Origin of the sequence: Microbacterium sp. ANT_H45B, from assembly GCF_008369345.1 — a bacterium.
Taxonomy (GTDB): domain Bacteria; phylum Actinomycetota; class Actinomycetes; order Actinomycetales; family Microbacteriaceae; genus Microbacterium.
Genome location: NZ_VOBK01000002.1, coordinates 836,342 through 854,333, shown reverse-complemented (window position 1 = coordinate 854,333; position 17,992 = coordinate 836,342). Strand labels below are relative to the sequence as shown.

The 17,992-nt window shown below is 69.2% G+C and carries 14 protein-coding genes; 8 read left to right on the top strand and 6 right to left on the bottom strand.

What is annotated here, in order from left to right; translation table 11 throughout:
- Positions 1-75 precede the first annotated feature (75 nt).
- Complete coding sequence (locus tag FQ142_RS10635) at positions 76-1,095, top strand: FKBP-type peptidyl-prolyl cis-trans isomerase (RefSeq protein WP_253385912.1); 1,020 nt, start codon at positions 76-78, stop codon at positions 1,093-1,095.
- Positions 1,096-1,133: 38 nt separating this feature from the next.
- Positions 1,134-2,216, top strand: coding sequence for a 1-deoxy-D-xylulose-5-phosphate reductoisomerase (dxr, locus tag FQ142_RS10630; RefSeq protein WP_149423244.1), 1,083 nt, complete (start codon positions 1,134-1,136; stop codon positions 2,214-2,216).
- A gap of 124 nt (positions 2,217-2,340) precedes the next feature.
- Here dxr and FQ142_RS10625 read toward each other — a convergent pair whose 3' ends face one another.
- Entirely contained in the window at positions 2,341-3,960 is a 1,620-nt protein-coding gene (locus FQ142_RS10625; protein ID WP_188042368.1) for a Mur ligase family protein, read from the bottom strand.
- A 134-nt stretch (positions 3,961-4,094) separates the two neighbouring features.
- Between FQ142_RS10625 and FQ142_RS10620 the strand changes: the two genes are divergently transcribed.
- Entirely contained in the window at positions 4,095-5,411 is a 1,317-nt protein-coding gene (locus tag FQ142_RS10620) for a M50 family metallopeptidase (protein WP_149423243.1), read from the top strand.
- A gap of 43 nt (positions 5,412-5,454) precedes the next feature.
- Here the strand turns inward: FQ142_RS10620 and FQ142_RS10615 are convergent, their stop codons facing one another.
- Complete coding sequence (locus FQ142_RS10615; protein ID WP_149423242.1) at positions 5,455-7,338, bottom strand: anthranilate synthase family protein; 1,884 nt, start codon at positions 7,336-7,338, stop codon at positions 5,455-5,457.
- A gap of 230 nt (positions 7,339-7,568) precedes the next feature.
- Between FQ142_RS10615 and ispG the strand changes: the two genes are divergently transcribed.
- Together ispG and FQ142_RS10605 are read left to right on the top strand one after the other, a co-directional pair.
- Complete coding sequence (ispG, locus tag FQ142_RS10610; protein WP_188042367.1) at positions 7,569-8,720, top strand: flavodoxin-dependent (E)-4-hydroxy-3-methylbut-2-enyl-diphosphate synthase; 1,152 nt, start codon at positions 7,569-7,571, stop codon at positions 8,718-8,720.
- A gap of 138 nt (positions 8,721-8,858) precedes the next feature.
- Complete coding sequence (locus FQ142_RS10605; RefSeq protein WP_149423241.1) at positions 8,859-9,725, top strand: hypothetical protein; 867 nt, start codon at positions 8,859-8,861, stop codon at positions 9,723-9,725.
- A 7-nt stretch (positions 9,726-9,732) separates the two neighbouring features.
- Here FQ142_RS10605 and FQ142_RS10600 read toward each other — a convergent pair whose 3' ends face one another.
- Positions 9,733-10,425 (bottom strand): nucleotidyltransferase domain-containing protein, encoded by a 693-nt coding sequence (locus tag FQ142_RS10600; protein WP_149423240.1) that lies wholly within the window; start codon positions 10,423-10,425, stop codon positions 9,733-9,735.
- 15 nt (positions 10,426-10,440) lie between these two features.
- Positions 10,441-11,856 carry an RNB domain-containing ribonuclease gene (locus FQ142_RS10595; RefSeq protein WP_149423239.1) on the bottom strand — a complete coding sequence of 472 codons (1,416 nt, stop codon included), beginning with the start codon at positions 11,854-11,856 and terminating at the stop codon, positions 10,441-10,443.
- Positions 11,857-12,299: 443 nt separating this feature from the next.
- Here FQ142_RS10595 and FQ142_RS10590 point away from each other — a divergent pair, with 443 nt between their 5' ends.
- Both FQ142_RS10590 and FQ142_RS10585 read left to right on the top strand, forming a co-directional pair.
- The gene (locus tag FQ142_RS10590) at positions 12,300-13,070 is read left to right on the top strand and encodes an isocitrate lyase/phosphoenolpyruvate mutase family protein (RefSeq protein ID WP_056416734.1); all 771 of its coding nucleotides are present in this window, start codon (positions 12,300-12,302) and stop codon (positions 13,068-13,070) included.
- Between the two features lie 42 nt (positions 13,071-13,112).
- The gene (locus tag FQ142_RS10585) at positions 13,113-14,870 is read left to right on the top strand and encodes a proline--tRNA ligase (RefSeq protein WP_149423238.1); all 1,758 of its coding nucleotides are present in this window, start codon (positions 13,113-13,115) and stop codon (positions 14,868-14,870) included.
- A gap of 62 nt (positions 14,871-14,932) precedes the next feature.
- Here FQ142_RS10585 and FQ142_RS10580 read toward each other — a convergent pair whose 3' ends face one another.
- A complete protein-coding gene (locus FQ142_RS10580; RefSeq protein ID WP_149423237.1) occupies positions 14,933-15,436 on the bottom strand; it encodes a pyridoxamine 5'-phosphate oxidase family protein in 504 nt (167 codons plus the stop codon).
- A 134-nt stretch (positions 15,437-15,570) separates the two neighbouring features.
- Between FQ142_RS10580 and FQ142_RS10575 the strand changes: the two genes are divergently transcribed.
- Complete coding sequence (locus tag FQ142_RS10575; protein ID WP_149423236.1) at positions 15,571-16,611, top strand: TIGR00730 family Rossman fold protein; 1,041 nt, start codon at positions 15,571-15,573, stop codon at positions 16,609-16,611.
- Here the strand turns inward: FQ142_RS10575 and FQ142_RS10570 are convergent.
- Positions 16,580-17,935 (bottom strand): flavin monoamine oxidase family protein, encoded by a 1,356-nt coding sequence (locus FQ142_RS10570; protein WP_149423235.1) that lies wholly within the window; start codon positions 17,933-17,935, stop codon positions 16,580-16,582. The two genes, FQ142_RS10575 and FQ142_RS10570, sit on opposite strands and share 32 nt — an antisense overlap.
- Between the last annotated feature and the right edge of the window lie 57 nt (positions 17,936-17,992).

Here is a 17,992-nt window from a genome sequence, read left to right as displayed (position 1 = left end):
GATCCATGCCGCCGTGGGAATGAAGCCCCGGCGCGCGCCTCCCAGCCTCGGCCAAGGGGCGTGCGCCATGATGGGGTGTCCCTCCCGCGAACCCGAGGTCTCATCGTGCGCAAGCGTCCGCTCATCATCCTGTCCACCGTCGCTGCGGCGACCCTTCTCCTTGCCGGGTGCTCGGGAGGTGCGGATCCGGAGTCGACCGCGACGCCGGACGCCTCCGCTCAGGGCTCGTGCCTGGCCGACCTGAAGTCCGGTGCCGGATCCGATGCGGTGTCGGTCGAGGGCTCCGGCGCTGATGCCAAGGTCACGGTGCCGGCCGACGCCGACCTGACCGAGGCCCAGCGATCCGTGGTCGTCGAGGGCGATGGCGAAGACGTCAAGCCCGGCGACCTCATCTCGCTGCGCTATCAGCTCGTCGACGCCAAGACGAACGAGGTGCTCAGCACGTCCGAGCGCGGCCCCGACGGCGTGCTCTCGGCCCTTCTCGCGGTGCAGCAGCCGCAGCAGATGGTCGATCCCACCCAGTCCACCGTCTTCACGGTCGCTGCGGAGTGCGTTCCGATCGGATCCAGCGTGGTGCTGACGCTCCCCGCCGCGCAGGAGGGATCCAACCCCAGCGTGCTGTACATCGAGACCATCGAGGAGCTGCCCACCATCGCATCCGGGTCCGACGTCGATGCGACCGAGGGGATGCCGAAGGTCGAGCTCGACGACGCGGGCTCGCCGACCATCACGCTCCCCGACACCGACGCTCCCACCGAAACCGAGGTCGCCGAGCTCAAGCAGGGCGATGGCGCCGTGGTCGCCTCGGGCGACCTCGTCACGGTGCAGTACCGCGGGGTCAAGTGGTCGGACGGCACCGAGTTCGACTCGAGCTGGAGCCGCGATGCGGCCCCGACGCAGTTCCAGACCACCAGTGTCGTGCCCGGCTTCAAGATGGCGCTCGAGGGCCAGAAGGTCGGCTCCCAGGTCGTCGTGACCATGCCGCCGAAGGATGGCTACGGCGAGGGCGAGATCAACGCGAACGACCTCACCGGCGAGACCCTGGTGTTCGTCGTCGACATCCTCGCGACGACCCCCATCGAGCAGGCTCCGTAAGCACGGCGGGAGCCGAGGGCGTGCCATAGGCTGGCGGCATGCGTCGCATCATCGTCCTCGGCTCCACCGGCTCCATCGGCACCCAGGCGCTCGACGTCATCCGTGCCAATCCTCGGCGTTTCGAGCTCGTCGGCCTCGCTGCCGGCTCCAACGCCGAGATGCTGGCCGAGCAGGCGGCGGCCTTTCAGGTCGAGAGCACGGCGCTGGGCGCCGCCGAGGCCGAGCAGCTCGTGCGCGATGTCGAGGCCGATGTCGTGCTCAACGCGATCACGGGCTCCATCGGCCTCGGATCCACTCTCGCCGCGCTGACGGCCGGGCGCACGCTGGCTCTGGCCAACAAGGAGTCGCTCATCGTCGGTGGGGAGCTCGTGCTCGCCGCGGCCGCACCCGATCAGATCGTCCCCGTCGACTCGGAGCATTCGGCGATCGCCCAGGCCCTGCGCAGCGGTTCCCACTCGGAGGTCCGCCGGCTGGTCGTCACGGCATCCGGCGGCCCGTTCCGCGGACGCTCGCGTGACGAGCTGCGCGAGGTCACCCCGCAGCAGGCGCTCGCGCATCCGACGTGGGACATGGGTCGGATGGTGACCACGAACTCCGCGACGCTCGTGAACAAGGGGCTCGAGGTCATCGAGGCCCATCTCCTGTTCGACGTCGCCTACGACGACATCGACGTCGTCGTGCATCCTCAGTCCATCGTGCACTCCATGGTGGAGTTCATCGACGGCTCCACGATCGCCCAGGCATCGCCGCCGGACATGCGTCTGCCGATCTCGCTCGGTCTCGACTGGCCGAACCGCATCGGCGGCGTCGGACGTCCGCTCGACTGGACCAGTGCGACGTCCTGGACCTTCGAACCGCTCGACGACGGAGCTTTTCCCGCGGTGGCTCTCGCCAAGGCGGTCGGTCGTGCCGGGGCCACCTTCCCCGCGGTCTACAATGCGGCCAACGAGCAGGCCGTCGACGCGTTCCACGAGGGGCGGCTGCCGTTCCTCGGCATCGTCGACACGATCTCGCGGGTCGTCGACGCGCACGAGCCTCCCGACACCCTGACGGTCGAGTCGCTCGCCGAGGCCGAGGCCTGGGCGCGCCGCACCGCCGACCGGCTGATCGCGAAGGGCTGATCCCGCCGACGGATCACACGGATCACACGGATCACGCGGATCACGCGGATCAGGCAGATCAGGCGGACAAGCCGGATCACGCGGATCAGCCCGACCTGGCGGGGCGGGCCGATCCCGAGGACTCTCAGTCCTCGTCGGCGTACGGAACGGGCCAGTGCGAGTCGGGGACGGGCCACCCGGCGGCGCGCAGCGCGCGACGCGCCAACTCCCGTGCCGAGTACGGAGTGCGCACGCCTCGGATGTCGCGGTAGTCCTGATGTCCGGGCCCTGCCCACAGGATGGAGTCGCCGTCACCGACCATGCCGACGGCGGCGATGATCGCCGCCTCCGGTGGCGAGTACTCGTGGATCTCCGCGTCCGGGCGGGCGGCGCGCGCACCGGCGACGAGAGTCGCCCGGATCGAATCCGGATCCTCGAAACGCGGATGGTGGTCGGTGACCACGAGGATGTCGCTGCCCTCGACCGCGGTGCGCGCCATGTCATAGCGCTTGCTGGCGTCTCGGTCGCCATCGGCGCCGAAGAGCATCAGCACCCGACCCGGGGTGACCCGGCGGACGGCCGCGAGCGTCTTCTCGAAGGCGTCGGGGGAGTGCCCGAAGTCCACGAACACGACGGGACCCTCATCGCCCGAGACGAGCTGGGTGCGTCCTGGCAGGTGCGCGTCGATGAGTCCGCCGTCGAGCGCCTCGACGATGCGATCCCAGGCGTAGCCGCCCTCGAGGAGCATGACGATGGCCAGGGCGGCGTTCGCGGCCATGTGCGGCCCGATCACCGGCACGGTCGTCGTCAGCGCACCCGCGGGGCCGGTCAGCGTGAACGTCGTGCCGGAGGCGCGCTCGTCGTCGATCACGACCACCCAGTCTGCGGCGGAGGCGGCCTCCGGATCTGCGGCGATCGTGGGGGTGCCGACGGTGACCACGGGGATCTCGGCCCGCTCCACCACGACCGCGCCGTTGAGGGAATCGAGGCACACCACGCCCCGGACCGCACGGTCGGGACGGAACAGGGGAAGCTTCGCCTCGAAGTACTCGTCCATGTCGGCGTAGTCGTCGAGGTGATCGTGGCTGAGGTTCGTGAAGCCGGCGACATCGAAGCGGATGCCGTCGACACGGTGTCGGGAGAGGGCCTGAGCGCTGACCTCGACGGCCACCGCCTCGACCTCGCGCTCACGCATGAGGGCGAGCAGCGCGTGCATCTCGGAGGCCTCGGGCGTCGTGAGTCGCGACACGATCACCTCGCCGGCGATGTGACGTTCGGCGGTCGAGGAGAGACCGGTGACGACGCCGAGCTGGTCGAGGATGCCCTCGAGCAGGTGCGAGACGCTGGTCTTGCCGTTCGTGCCGGTGGTCGCGAACAGCAGCGGCAGGGGGTCGCCCGCTCCGGTGCCGTAGACCCACGCGCTCAGGGCTCCGAGCACGGCGCGCGGATCGTCGACCACGAGGATCGGGAGCCCCGCGGAGGCGGCGATCTCGGCACCGGCATCGTCGGTGATGATCGCGACGGCGCCCTTGCCGGCGGCGGCTGCGGCGAACTCGGCGCCATGGCGGTTCACCCCCCGGATCGCGACGAAGGCTTCGCCGGTGCGGAGGTCGGCGGTGGCGAGGGTGATCCCCGACAGGGTGACACCGGTCACCTCGCCGCGCACCTCTCGGGCGAATCGGGAGGCGAGTTCGGACAGCTCACGCCGGGGCGGGTTCGCGGGGCGGAGCACGGGAGGCAGGCTCGGTTGTTGTTCAATCGACATGTCCTCTCCATGATCTCACGGCGGCGGTGTGATCTCCGGGTGCGGCACGTCCGCCCGCACGCCGCGGTGCGGCGCGTCGTGGCCTCGGAGACTCGTGGGGCTCATTCCTAGGCTGCGCGCACTAACGTGATCACGTGGATGTCCTGCTCTATCTGGGTGGCATCGTGTTCATGCTGATCGGCCTCGGCCTCTCGATCGGTCTGCACGAGGTCGGTCACCTCCTGCCTGCGAAGCTCTTCGGCGTGCGCGTCGGCCAATACATGATCGGCTTCGGGCCCCGGCTGTGGTCGAAGCGCATCGGGGAGACGGAGTACGGCTTCAAGCTGCTGCCGCTGGGCGGCTTCATCTCGATGTCGGGCATGTACCCGGCCTCCACGGCCGCAGGTCCCGCCAAGGGACTCTTCCGCGCCCTGGTGCAGGACGCGCGGTCGGCGAATGACGAGACGATCGCCGCAGGCGCCGAGGACCGGGTGTTCTACCGTCTGCCGGTGTGGAAGCGCGTGATCGTCATGCTGGGCGGTCCGCTGATGAACCTCATCCTCGCCGTCGTGATCTTCACCGTGCTGGTCTCGGGCATCGGCGTGCAGCAGGGTACGACGACGATCGCCTCGGTGAACGAGTGCGTGCTCCCTGCCGGATCGACCGCGACCGAGTGTGCGGCGGACGACCCCGCGACGCCGGCCGCCGAGGCGGGCATCCGGCCGGGAGACGTCCTCGTGTCGGTGGGCGGTCAGGCCGTCTCGACGTTCGCCGAGGCCACCGCCATCGTGCAGGCGGCACCCGGCAAGGCCCTCGATCTCGTGGTCCGTCGCGACGGCGCGGAGAAGACACTGCGCATCACTCCCGTCGAGGCCGAGCGGACGATCACGGATGCCAGCGGCCAGCCGGTGCTCGGGGACGACGGCGACCCTGTCGTCAAAGACGTCGGCTACGTCGGCATGGCCGCCCAGATGGGCTTCGTGCAGCAGCCCCTCTCGGCGGGACCGCAGATGGCGGGCGACACCGTCGCCCGCGTCGGGTCGATGATCCTGACACTGCCCGTGCGCATCTGGGACGTGGGAGTCTCGCTGGTGACAGGAGGCGAGCGGGATCCGAACGGACCGCTGAGCGTGGTGGGTGTCGGTCGCCTCGCCGGTGAGGTCGCCGCCACGGACGCCCCGGTCCTCAACCGCTTCTCGGTGCTGCTCAGCCTGCTGGGCTCGCTGAACGTGGCGCTGTTCGTGTTCAACCTGATCCCGCTGCTGCCGCTGGACGGAGGCCACGTCGTGGTGGCGCTGTGGGACGGCATCCGCCGCGCCTGGGCGACGCTGCTCCGTCGTCCGCCGCCCGCGCCGGTCGACGCCACGCGCCTCGTGCCCCTCACCGTGGTCGTCGCGACGCTGCTCATCGCGATGGGCGCGGTTCTGCTGCTCGCCGACGTGTTCAACCCCGTGAAGCTCTTCGGCGGCTGATCGCCGCCCTGTCTCCGTGGGCGAGGCTCACGGCGACCCGCGTTCAGGACAGGGCGTGCGAGACGAGACGCTCGAGGGTGCGGATGCCGTCGCGCGACAGGATCGATTCGAGGTGCCCCTGCACGGACGCGAAGTGCGGCCCCCGCAGCGCGTAGACATCGCCCGTCGCGGGGTCCGCTGACACTTCGGCGGACCCCGCCGACGTTGTTCCGGGTGTCACCCTGGCGGTGAACGTGTTGTAGAAGCCGATCGATGCGTCCTCGCCGAACACCGGCACCGCCTTCTGGAGTCCCTGGTGCGGGGCGTCGAGGGGTACCAGGGCGAGGCCGAGGCCGTCGCTGAGGATCTGATGGCTCAGACAGACCGCGAGCAGCGGGGAGCCGGTGTCGACCCGACGCGAGACGACCTCGCGCATGCGGGCGATCCGCGGGCTGTCCAGGTCGCGCGGATCGCCGGGGCCGGGTCCGGCGACGACGAGGTCGGCGGCGGCGAGCTCGTCGTCCGTCACCTCGCTCCAGGGGCGGTTTGTCACGTCGAGGCCGAGATGCCGCAGCTGATGCGCCAGCATCGTGGTGAACCGGTCCTCGGCGTCCACGACGACGGCCGAGGTGCCGCGGAAAGGACCGGAGAGGTCGTCGCCCTGCGGGTTGAGCCAGAAATCCGCGAGTCGGGCGTTGCGCGAGGCGAGCAGAGACTCGATCGTCGGGTCGGCAGCGAGGGATCGCGGCTCGCCCGGGGCGTCGGCATCCTCGCGCGCCTCGGCCGCACCGTCCCTGTCGATCGCGCCGATCGCTCCGAGCACCCCTGCCGCCTTGCCGTGGGTCTCGGACACCTCGCCGTGCGGATCCGAGTGGCGGACGAGGGTGGCACCGACCGGCACGCTGAGCGCGCCGTCCTGCACGTAGACGGTGCGGATGAGGATCGGGGCGTCGAGATCGTGTCCGCCCTCGGCGTTGGGGGTGAACAGGGCGGCGACGCCGGAGTAGTACCCGCGCGGCTTGCGCTCGTGACGGCGGATGACCGCGCAGGCGTTCTGCATGGGGGAGCCGGTCACGGTCGGCGCGAACATCGTCTCGCGGAGGATGTCACGGGGATCCAGCGCGCTGCGTCCGCGGAGCATGTACTCGGTGTGCGTGAGCCGCGACATCTCCTTGAGGTGCGGGCCGGTGATGCGCCCGCCATCGGAGCACACCGCGCTCATCATCTTGAGCTCTTCGTCGACCACCATGAACAGCTCCTCGGTCTCCTTGGTGGAGGAGAGGAAATCGACCAGGGTGTCCTTCGTGGCACCGCCCGCCGGGTGACGGAACGTGCCCGAGATCGGGTTCATCGTCACGACCCCGCCCCGCGCCACGACGTGAGCCTCGGGGCTGGCCCCGACGGCGATGTGGTCGGGGGTGACGACGGCGAACGTCCAGTACGCGCCGCGTTCGTGGGTGAGCAGAGCACGGAACCAGGTGAGTGCGGCCGTGCGGTCGTCGACGTCGATGTCCGCCGTGAAGTCCCGGCGGATCACGAAGTTCGCGCCCTCACCGCGTCCGATCTCGTCGGCGATCACCGTCTCGACGATCGCCGCGTACTCCTCGTCGGCGATGTCGAAACCGCCGTCTCGCAGCGGAACAGGTTCGGCCGGCAGTGCGGTGAGCAGCTCGGCGGTCGGAAGATGCAGGTGCTCCTCGACGACCAGGCAGCGTAGCGGGGCGCCGTCGTCCTGGGCGACGAATCCGCGCTCCCGCACCTGGCGGTAGGGCACCATCGCGAAGATCTCCCGGTCGGTGCCGTCGATCGTGAGGGGGATGTCGGCGAGGAGGTCGACATCCAGGACGTCGCCGGTGAGCAGCTCGACGGATTCGACGCCGTCGCGCGCGATGAGCACGAACGATGCCGCGGGATCCGCGGTGAGCTCGGAAAGACGTGAGAGGGTCATCGATGTCTCCTGTGCGTGGCTCCGGCTCGGCTCAACGAAAAGACCGCCCCGGAGGCGGTCTGGATTCGTGGGAACGCGAACACACCGCCTAGGAGGCGGGCCACCAGGTGAGGTTCGCGAGCATGGGCTGAAAACTATCACACCACCGACCGCGTCCCCGTTCGCGTGACGGAGGTGGAGAGTGGTCCCGCTTCCAGCCTGCGTGCATCAGAGCGGCGTAGGCTGGAGGCGTGCCAGCAGTCAATCTCGGGATGCCGAAGATCCCCGAAGTCCTCGCCCCACGTCGCAAGACCCGCCAGATCAAGGTGGGCAAGGTGCTCGTCGGCGGCGACGCCCCCGTGAGCGTCCAGTCGATGACCACGACGAAGACGACCGACATCAACGGGACGCTTCAGCAGATCGCCGAGCTCACCGCATCCGGCTGCGAGATCGTGCGCGTGGCCGTGCCGCATCAGGACGACGCCGATGCGCTGAAGATCATCGCGATGAAGAGTCAGATCCCGGTGATCGCCGACATCCACTTCCAGCCCCGCTACATCTACACGGCGATCGATGCCGGTTGCGGCGCCGTGCGCGTGAACCCCGGCAACATCCGCGAGTTCGACGGCAACGTCGGCAAGATCGCCGAGGCGGCGAAGGCCGCGGGCGTCTCCCTGCGCATCGGCGTGAACGCCGGATCGCTCGACCGTCGCATCCTCACCAAATACGGCAAGGCGACGGCCGAGGCCCTCGTCGAGAGCGCTGTCTGGGAGGCGTCACTGTTCGAGGAGCACGACTTCCACGACTTCAAGATCTCGGTCAAGCACAACGACCCGATCGTCATGGTCAAGGCCTACCGTCTGCTCGCCGAGCGGGGAGACTGGCCGCTGCACCTCGGCGTCACCGAGGCCGGACCCGCGTTCCAGGGCACGATCAAGAGCGCCACGGCGTTCGGCATCCTCCTCGGAGAGGGCATCGGCGACACCATCCGCGTGTCGCTCTCTGCGCCGCCCGCCGAAGAGGTCAAGGTCGGCCACCAGATCCTGCAGTCACTGAACCTCCGCGAGCGCAAGCTCGAGATCGTCTCGTGCCCGTCGTGCGGGCGCGCGCAGGTCGACGTCTACACGCTCGCCGAGAACGTGACCGAGGGACTCAAGGACATGACGGTGCCGCTGCGCGTCGCGGTCATGGGGTGTGTCGTGAACGGGCCGGGCGAGGCGCGCGAGGCTGATCTCGGCGTCGCCTCCGGCAACGGCAAGGGACAGATCTTCGTCAAGGGCGAGGTCATCAAGACCGTGCCCGAGGCGGACATCGTCGCCACGCTGATCGAAGAGGCCAACCGGATCGCCGCCGACATGGGTCCCGAAGCACCTCTCGGCACCGCGCAGGTCGTCACGGTCTGACGGCTGGGACGCGTCCCGACGCCGTCGGCATCGCGCAGGTCGTCTCGGTCCCACGACCGGACCTCGTCCGCACCCGATTCGGGCGATCGACTCCTCCCACGAGGGGCGGCGCCCGTCCTGAGCATCTCAAGGAGCCCCATGCCCTCGTCAACCGTCGTGTCCTTCGCCGGCGGCGATGTGTCGGGATGGAGCACCGTCACCCGGGTCGAACCGACATCCGCGGGCGCCGTCGTCATCGTGGACGCCACACCGTTTCATCCGGTCGATCACACATGGCCGGATCAGCCCGGTGACAGCGGCGAGATCACGCTCGACGGGTCGGCGGTGCGCGTCACGGAAGCCGTGATGGCCGCGGTGTCGGACGATGGCCGGTTCGCGGTCGGCTCCGACATCCCCGTGAAGCGCGGCGCGCAGGGATGGACGTGGCTCGTCGGTCATCCGCTCGAGGGTGATGCTCCGTCCTGGCTGGTCGAGGGCGGACGCGTGGAACTCTCGGTCGACTCGTCCAGGCGGGCCGGTCTCAGCCGGGGTCACACGGCCTGCCACCTCGCGTCTCTGGCACTCGATCTCGCCCTTGCGGATCTGTGGCGCAAGGATCCGGGCGAAGACGCTCTGGGCGCCCCGAACTTCGAGGGCAAGGCCAATCAGTCGAGCCGCATCCATGCGGACGGTGCCGTCGACGAGTACCGCCTGGGCAAGAGCCTGCGTAGGGCCGGCTTCGACACCGAGACGTTCGCCGCGACTCTCGCGGACCGTGAGGCGTCGATCAACGCGCGGCTGGCCGACTGGGTCGACTCGGATGCATCGAGCCGGGTGGTCACGGAAGGTCCGACGATCGTGGACCGGCGCAGCTGGCAGTGCGAGCTTCCCGACGGTACGGCCGAGATCCTGTGCGGCGGCACACACGCGGCATCCCTCGACGAGTTCGTCTCGATCTCCGTGACGCTCGACCTGACCGATCCGCAGCTGCTGGTCATGACGACGCGGGCCGTTCCCGCGTCCTGAGCCCGGTTCAGCGCACGAACCCGCTCTGCACCCTGCCGCCTGCACGATCGAGCTCGTCGTCGACGCGGTCGGCGAACGTGGCGTAGTCTCGGTCGAGCAGCGGGATGCTCAGCCGGTCGGCGCGCTCGCGACTGAGCGTCCGGAGCCGCCGGGCGAGCCATTTGCCCGTCGCGATCCAGCGCCCCTCGCTGAGCAGCATCAGCTCCGCGATCCGCTCGAACAGGATGGCGGCCTCGACCTGCTGCTCGAGGGGGTCTGCGGCGTCTCTGAGGTCGTCGAGCACATCGGTGATGACGTAGCGACGGAAGGCGGACTCCTCCGCACTGAGTGAGGGGCCCTCGTCGAGGACGCTCTGCCAGCGACGGCGGAGTGAGGCCAGACGGCCGTCGTCTCGGAACGGCGTGCCTTCGACGAGCATGTGCACGGTCACCGGCCTGTGCTGTGCCACACCTCGGTCGGCCCACTCCTCGAAACCCGCGGGTGTGTACGCGAAGACCTCGAAGATCTCGCCCTCGAACTCATGAGTCGAGGCCTCGCTCCTCTGGCCCTCGGCCGCGAAGAGATCGTCTCCGAGGAGCAGCAGGTCGATGTCGCTCGTCGGGGTGCGCTCGCCGCGTGCGGTACTTCCCGCCACGATGGCGATGTCCGCTCCGGGGTAGCGGGCGGCGACGAATCGTTCAGCGACGGCGAGGTGGTCCACGCCCCAAAGCGTATGTCAGATGGAGAACTCGATCTCGCCTCCGGCGATGTCGACGCTCACGACTCGCAGCGGTACGACACCTCCGGCGACAGCGCCGTCCGGAACCGGCGCGGAGGCGGTGACGGCGGGGTCGGCGAGCTGGACCGTGGCGCGCTCGCCGCGGATCTCGATCACGGTCGCATCGACCGTGGAACCGACCAGGGGAGTCATCAGTGCGGCCTCGACGCAGTTGATCGTCGCGGAATCGAGCCTGGACGCGCGTTGACCGGACTCCTGCATCAGGGCGGGGAGATCGGCGAGCGACTCGCGAACCCATCCCGGCACCTCACGCCCCTCGGACACGGCGAGGCAGATCGCGAGCGACCACCGATCGACGAGACGACGCAGAGGTGCCGTGGCGTGTGCGTACGGAGCGGCGATGGCCGCCTGCTCCGTGTCGGGCGGCACCGAGCCGTCGAAGGTCACGTACCCCGCTCCGCGGAAGAGCGACGCCGCCGCCTCGAGGATCGGGAGGGTCATGGGGTCTGCGCGATCCAGTTCGCGCAGGTAGTCGCCGTATCTGCCCGTCGTCCAGGGGCGGCCGAGCGCCTCGGTCTGATGGCGGAAGGCGGCGAAGGCCTTCTCGTCGGGTTGCGGCATGGTTCGCAGGATGCCGATGCCGGCATCGATCATCAGCGACGCGGCCGCCATGCCCGTCAGGAGGGAGAGCTGTGCGTTCCATTCCTCGACGGAGAGCGGATGCCGTCGCTCGATCGAGTAGCTTCCGTCGGCGCCGCGCACGACCTCTACGTCCGGAAGATTCAAGCTCGCTCCGCCGCGGAGCTTCTCCTGCGCGATCCGCAGAGCTCCGATCTCCGGCAGCAGTGCGGCCGGGCCGTCCTCGCCCCGGTCGAGTGCCGCCTGAGTGCTGGCGTAGTCGAGCTGGGCGCGCGAGCGGATCAGTGCGCGCTCGAGCCGGAAGTCCTCGACGACCCCTGCCGAATCGAGGGCGAAGGTCCAGACGAGCGCGGGACGATCCGCATCCGCCAGCAGCGAGGCGCGATCCTCGCTCAGTACCTTCGGATGCAGCGGGATCGTGCCGTCGGCCGCATACAACGTCTGACCGCGACGGCGGGCCTCCTCGTCCACCGCGCCGCCGGGCGTCACGAATCCCGGCACATCGGCGATCGCGTAGCGGACGGTGTATCCGGAACCCCGCCGTTCGAGGTGAAAGGCCTGATCGAGGTCACGCGACCCGCGGGGATCGAGCGTGGCGAAGGCGATGTCGCGCAGGTCGAGTTCGGGCGTCACGGCCTCCGACGCCGCTGCCTCGGCGAGCACTGCGGCAGGGAAGTCTGCGGGCGCGTCCATGGATTCCTTGAGCGCGGCGAGAGCCGTGGCGAGTTCCGTCTGCGCGGCGGACGGAGCAACGTGGGATCGGCGCTGAGGCATGCCCCCACACTATGTCGCCCGCCGTGAATGGGAGGAACCCCTCAGAAGGGTGGTGGTGTGTCGTCTTCGGCGGTCGTGGTGTTCTGCGCCGGAGGTGCGTCGACGTATATCCGGCCGGTCGGGCTGGTCCAAGCGAGGACGCCGTCGCCGAGACTCTCGACATGCCTGGGCGTGTGGTGCGTCAGCGGCCACCTGCTCCACCGTCGCATCCATCAATGCCGTCATAGCTGCATCACACCACCGACCATAGACATTCCTGCCCCAGATCAGGGGCGAAAACCCGCCCCCAGGTCTAGGACATCGACATGCCGGAACGAGACAACGGCTCGCAGACAGAACAGCGCTGCGAGAGCCGGGTCGATGAATGTCGGCGCGCTGCCCCGAACCTGTGATTCGCGTGTTCGTCCGGCCCCGACCGGAATGCTGGGCGTTAGCGTGGGGGCATGACCACTGCTGCGAAAGCCCAGACCCTGATCGGACTCTACGAAGCACCGGAGATCCTCCGCGTCGTGAATGTGTGGGACGTCGTCTCCGCCCGCGCCGTCGCGGCACTCCCCGAGACGAAGGCCATCGCCACCGCGGGGCACGGCATCGCCGCATCGTTCGGTTTCGAAGACGGCACCATCACCCGCGACATCATGATCGACATGGTCGGACGCATCGCGGCGGCCGTCTCGGTGCCCGTGACCGCCGACCTCGATGACGGATACGGCGACGCCGGCGAGACGACCCGCCTCGCGATCGGCGCAGGTGTCGTGGGCGCCAACATCGAGGACCGCCTCAAGCCCTTCGACGAGTCCGTCGCGGCGGTCGAGGCCATCGTCAAGGCCGCGGAGGCCGAGGGAGTCCCGTTCGCTCTCAACGCCCGCACGGACGCCTTCGTGCGCGCCGGCCACCGCCCGGTCGCCGAGAGCATCGCCGACGCGATCCAGCGCGGCCGCGCGTTCCTCGACGCGGGAGCCACGGCGGTGTTCGTGCCGGGCATGCTCGACGCCGCCATCACCCGCCAGCTCGTGGAGGGACTGGGGGAGGGGAAGCTCAGTGTCATCGGGCTCCCCGGCACCCTCGCAGCTTCCGAGTACGAGAAGCTCGGTGTCGCCCGCATCTCGTACGGACCCCTGCCGCAGCGGGTCGCGCTCACCGCGACCCAGGAGCTGGCGGCGAGCCTGTACGCGGGCGGAGTGATCCCCAACGGGCTCCCCGCGCTCAACTGACGCACCGTGAAGACGAGTGGCCGCGGTCAGTAGACTTGCCCCGTGGTCACTCGTCTTTCGAACTTCTTCCTCCGTACGCTCCGTGAAGACCCTGCAGGCGCAGAGGTCGCGAGCCATAAGCTGCTGATCCGCGCCGGATACATCCGACCGCAGGCCGCCGGGATCTTCGCCTGGCTGCCGCTGGGTCTGCGGGTCAAGGCCAAGATCGAGACCGTCGTCCGCGAGGAGATGGCCGCGGCCGGTGCCCAGGAGGTGCACTTCCCTGCGCTGATGCCGCGTGAGTCCTACGAGGCGACCGGTCGCTGGGAGGAGTACGGCGACCTGCTGTTCCGCCTCCAGGATCGCAAGGGCGGTGACTACCTGCTCGCGCCGACGCACGAGGAGGCCTTCACGCTGCTGGTGAAGGACCTCTACTCGTCGTACAAGGACCTGCCCCTGACGATCTATCAGATCCAGGACAAGTACCGCGATGAGGCCCGTCCCCGTGCCGGCCTGCTCCGCGGGCGCGAGTTCACGATGAAGGACGCCTACTCCTTCGACGCGTCCGACGAAGGCCTCGATGTCAGCTATCAGGCGCAGCGAGACGCGTACGAGCGCATCTTCCAGCGCCTCGGACTCGAGTACGTCATCGTCCAGGCGGATGCGGGGGCGATGGGAGGCTCGCGCAGCGAGGAGTTCCTGCACCCGACGCCCGTGGGCGAAGACACGTTCGTGCGCAGTGCCGGCGGCTACGCCGCGAACGTCGAGGCGTTCACCACGGCCGTCCCCGAGGCGGTGTCCTTCGACGCCGATGCGTCGCCCGTCATCTTCGACTCGCCCGACACTCCGACCATCGAGACCCTGGTCGCACACGTCAACGCGCATCTCGACGGCGAGTACACCGCGGCCCACACGCTCAAGAACGTCGTGCTCGCGCTCACCCACCTCGACGGCTCCCGTGAGCTCGTCGTCGTGGGGCTCCCCGGTGACCGCGAGGTCGACCAGAAGCGCGCCGAGGTCGCGTTCGCACCGGCCGAGGTCGACACCGCCACGGCCGACGACTTCGAGAACAACCCGCTGCTTGTCAAGGGATACATCGGCCCCTGGTCGACCACCGGCGCCGTGCTGGGCGAGGAATCGGCCACCGGCATCCGCTACCTGGTCGACCCGCGCGTGAGCGAGGGCACCTCGTGGATCACCGGCGCGAACATCGACCAGCAGCACGCCCACTCGGTCGTCGCGGGGCGGGACTTCTTCGCCGACGGCGTCGTCGAGATCGCTAACGTCCGTGCGGGCGACCCCGCACCCGACGGCTCCGGTCCGGTGGAACTCGCCCGCGGCATGGAGATCGGCCACGTCTTCCAGCTGGGGCGCAAGTACGCCGAGGCGCTCGGTCTCAAGGTGCTGAACGAGAACGGCAAGCTCGTCACGGTCACGATGGGCTCCTACGGGATCGGCGTGACCCGCATCCTCGCCATCATCGCCGAGCTGAACAACGATGAGAAGGGGCTCATCTGGCCCGCATCCGTCTCTCCGTTCGACGTGCAGGTCGTGGCCGCGGGCCGCGATCAGGTCGCGTTCGACGTGGCGGCGGACCTCGCCGCACAGCTCGAGTCGAGCGGACTCGACGTGCTCTACGACGACCGCCCCAAGGTCTCTCCCGGGGTGAAGTTCGGGGATGCGGAGCTCGTCGGCGTCCCGAAGATCGTCATCGTCGGCCGTGGTGCCGCCGACGGCCAGGTCGAGCTGTGGGACCGCAGCACAGGAGACCGGGATGCCGTGTCGATCGTCGAGGCCGTGGAGCGGCTCACGCAGCGCTGATCTCTCATGCAGAACGCCGCGCGTCCCTCGGGGCGCGCGGCGTTCTGCGTCAAGGGATGCGATCAGCGGACGATGCGCCCGTGGTTCATGGTGTCGTCGTCAGGGGTGTCTCGCGTGACCAGAGCCTTGAGCATCCCGGCGGCCAACGCGATCTTGCCCTTCGACGGCTCCCAGAACTCCGTCACCGTCGGGGTCACCTTCAGCAGCGCGATGCCGGGGGTGTCGAGCCCTTCCTCGAACCAGATGTCGAGCGACGGAGAGTAGAGCTCCTCCATCTTCGCCCGGTCGCGGACGACCGACGCGTTCCCCGCGACCGACACGTAGCGCATGCCGCCGGCATCGCAGTAGGAGAGCCCCACCTGGCGGTGCTCCTTCACCTCGTCGACCTTCTCGGTGTCCTCCGCGGTGAAGAACCAGATGTCGCCGGCCTCGTCCATCTGTCGGGTCGACATCGGGCGGCTGACCAGATTGCCGTCGTCGTCGATCGTCGTCAGCATCGTGAAGTCGATGTCCTCCACGAGCTCGGTGACTCGTGCCAGTGCCTCAGGTCCGGTGATCTCTGTCATGCCGACAATGCTGGTGCACCGCGGGCGGACGCGCACGGGGTTGACAGGTCTCGTGGCGCGTGCTGCGCCACGGGCTGTCGAATCCCGATCCGTGGCTCGTGCGTCTCGACGCTCGCGTGTGACAGGCTGGAGGCATGACCGACGACGTGCTGCCGGAATCGCTGAGTGCCGAGATCAACACCGTGCTCGATGAGGCGGGGGTCACGACGGACCGACGACTCGTCCTGCGCATGATGCGCACCGCTCTGCTTCTGGGCGAGGACGGCACCGACAGGCTGGACCTCAAGATCGCGTCCGCGGCGCTGGCCGAGATGCGCGACGCCTTCCGGCTCTTCGCCCCTTTCGAAGGAGTGCCCAAGGTCACGGTCTTCGGCTCCGCCCGTACGCGGCAGGACGATCCTCTCTACGTCCAGGCGCGAGACGTCGCCCAGGCCCTCGCCGCGGACGGCTGGATGGTCGTGACCGGCGCCGGCCCCGGCATCATGCAGGCAGCCGCCGAGGGTGCGGGTCCTGCGCTCTCACTGGGCGTGTCGATCCGGCTGCCGTTCGAGGAGAAGGCGAACAGCCTCGTCGCGGGGAGCGATCACGTCGTCGCGATGAAGTACTTCTTCACCCGCAAACTGATGCTGATCAAGGAATCCATCGGATTCATCTGCCTCCCCGGCGGCTTCGGCACCCTCGACGAGATGTTCGAGCTCCTCACTCTGCAGCAGACCGGCAAGGCCGAGCCGACCCCCATCGTGCTGCTCGACGAACCGGGCGGCACCTTCTGGAACGGGCTCAAGCGGTTCATCGATGAAGATCTCGCGCCCACCGGGGTGATCTCCGAGGGCGACTTCGACCGCGTCGTCATCACGGACTCGGTCCAGTCGGCGGCCGGCGTGATCGCCGGATTCTGGCGCAACTACGACTCGCTGCGGTGGGTGGGCGACACGCTCGTGCTCCGCCTCCGCGCAGAGCCGACCGATGCCGAGCTCGAGGCACTCAACGAGCAGTTCGCCGGGATGCTGATCAGTGGCCGTATCGAGCGGTCCGCGCCGCGGTCACCCGAGGTCGCCGACGACGATGTTCTGCATCTGCCGAGGCTCGCGCTCCACCTGGACCAGCGACAGGTCGGCAATCTGTTCCGTCTGATCGGCGCGATCAACGCGCTGGAGTCTGCTCCCGCGCTCTGATGCCTGCCGCGAAGGCGGCGGGGTCGACCGACCGACCGAGGATGCGCGCGGCGGCTCGGTGCCCCGAATAGTAGGCGGCCCCCACCGTGGCGGGTTCGTCTCCCCAGGTGGCCTCGCCCGCGAAGTGCAGCACGCCGTCGACCGGGCCGGCGAGGTCGTCGTGATCGCGGTGCGAGGACCCGACGGCGAGATGCGAGTACGACCCGTTCGAGAACGGGTCGTGTCCCCACCTGGTGATCCACCGTGCCGTGGGGGCTCCGACGGCGTCGCCGTACAGCCTGTGCAGGGCGGCGAGCACGTCTGCGACGATCTCGTCGTCGGGGAGTTCCTGCATCCGCTTCCCGAACGGGCCGGCGGCGAAGGTGAGGAGGGTGGGCAGACCGCTGACGGCCGACACGTCGTACCAGGAGTGCCAGTGCTCGCCCGCCTCGCCGAGCGCCCGTAGCACATAGCTGTCGTTGTCCCAGAAGCGCACCGGGAACTGGAGGAAGATCTTGTTGAAGACGCCCATTCCGAGACGCTCCACGGGGCCCGCGACGGCATCGGGCAGCGGAGGGGTGAAGTCGATCGAACCGGCCTTGAGCACGCCGAGCGGCACCGTGACCAGCGCGGTGCGGGCCGAGAATTCGCCCTCCGCCGTCGTGACGGTCACTCCGTCCGCGGTGCGCGCCACGCGCGTCACGACGTGGTCGAACCGGATGTCGAGGCCGGCAGCGATGCGCCGGGGGAGCTCGTCGTACCCACGGGGGAAGATCACCTCGTCGCCGTCGATCTCGTCCTCGTCGAGCCCGTGCGCGTCGAGGTCGCCGATCCACGCCCCGCACTGCTCCTCGACCCGGTGGCGGAAGAACTCGCGGATCTCGTCGATCCGCTCCGGCGCAAGGCCCGATCTGTCGAGGGCGCGCTCGGTGACATCGAGATAGGTGTCGCCGGGAGAGGAGGCCGCGATCTCCTCGACGAGCAGGCGATCGGCCTCGGCGACGTCCTCGACCCACTGAGCGGTGGTGGCGGCGTCCATACGCGCACCGTCTCCGTCGAAGTTCTCGATCGGTCGGCCGCCGGCCTGGAAGCTGCCGACCGTGTACTCGATGCTGGGGATGCCGAGTGCCTGCACGAGTTCCCAGAGCGGCGAGTCGTCGATCCCGTGGACCCACGAGGCACCGAGGTCGACGGGGAAGTCCGCGGAGCGGTCGGTGTTCATCCGTCCGCCGATGCGGTCGCGACCCTCCAGCACGAGCACCGACTCGCCGGCGTCCGCGAGCATCCGCGCCGCGGTCACGCCCGACATCCCGGCGCCGATCACGATCGTGTCGTACGTGGTCACTGGATCCTCCTGCGGGTGTCACCGGGCTGCGCTGCGCCGCACTCGTGGCACGGGCGG

Bases quoted from the DNA above. Each gene is read 5' to 3' on its own strand.
- dxr (WP_149423244.1), top strand. From the start codon at position 1,134: ATGCGTCGCATCATCGTCCTCGGCTCCACCGGCTCCATCGGCACCCAG.
- FQ142_RS10625 (WP_188042368.1), bottom strand. From the start codon at position 3,960: ATGTCGATTGAACAACAACCGAGCCTGCCTCCCGTGCTCCGCCCCGCG.
- FQ142_RS10615 (WP_149423242.1), bottom strand. From the start codon at position 7,338: ATGACCCTCTCACGTCTTTCCGAGCTCACCGCGGATCCCGCGGCATCG.
- FQ142_RS10605 (WP_149423241.1), top strand. From the start codon at position 8,859: ATGCCCTCGTCAACCGTCGTGTCCTTCGCCGGCGGCGATGTGTCGGGA.
- FQ142_RS10595 (WP_149423239.1), bottom strand. From the start codon at position 11,856: ATGCCTCAGCGCCGATCCCACGTTGCTCCGTCCGCCGCGCAGACGGAA.
- FQ142_RS10590 (WP_056416734.1), top strand. From the start codon at position 12,300: ATGACCACTGCTGCGAAAGCCCAGACCCTGATCGGACTCTACGAAGCA.
- FQ142_RS10580 (WP_149423237.1), bottom strand. From the start codon at position 15,436: ATGACAGAGATCACCGGACCTGAGGCACTGGCACGAGTCACCGAGCTC.
- FQ142_RS10575 (WP_149423236.1), top strand. From the start codon at position 15,571: ATGACCGACGACGTGCTGCCGGAATCGCTGAGTGCCGAGATCAACACC.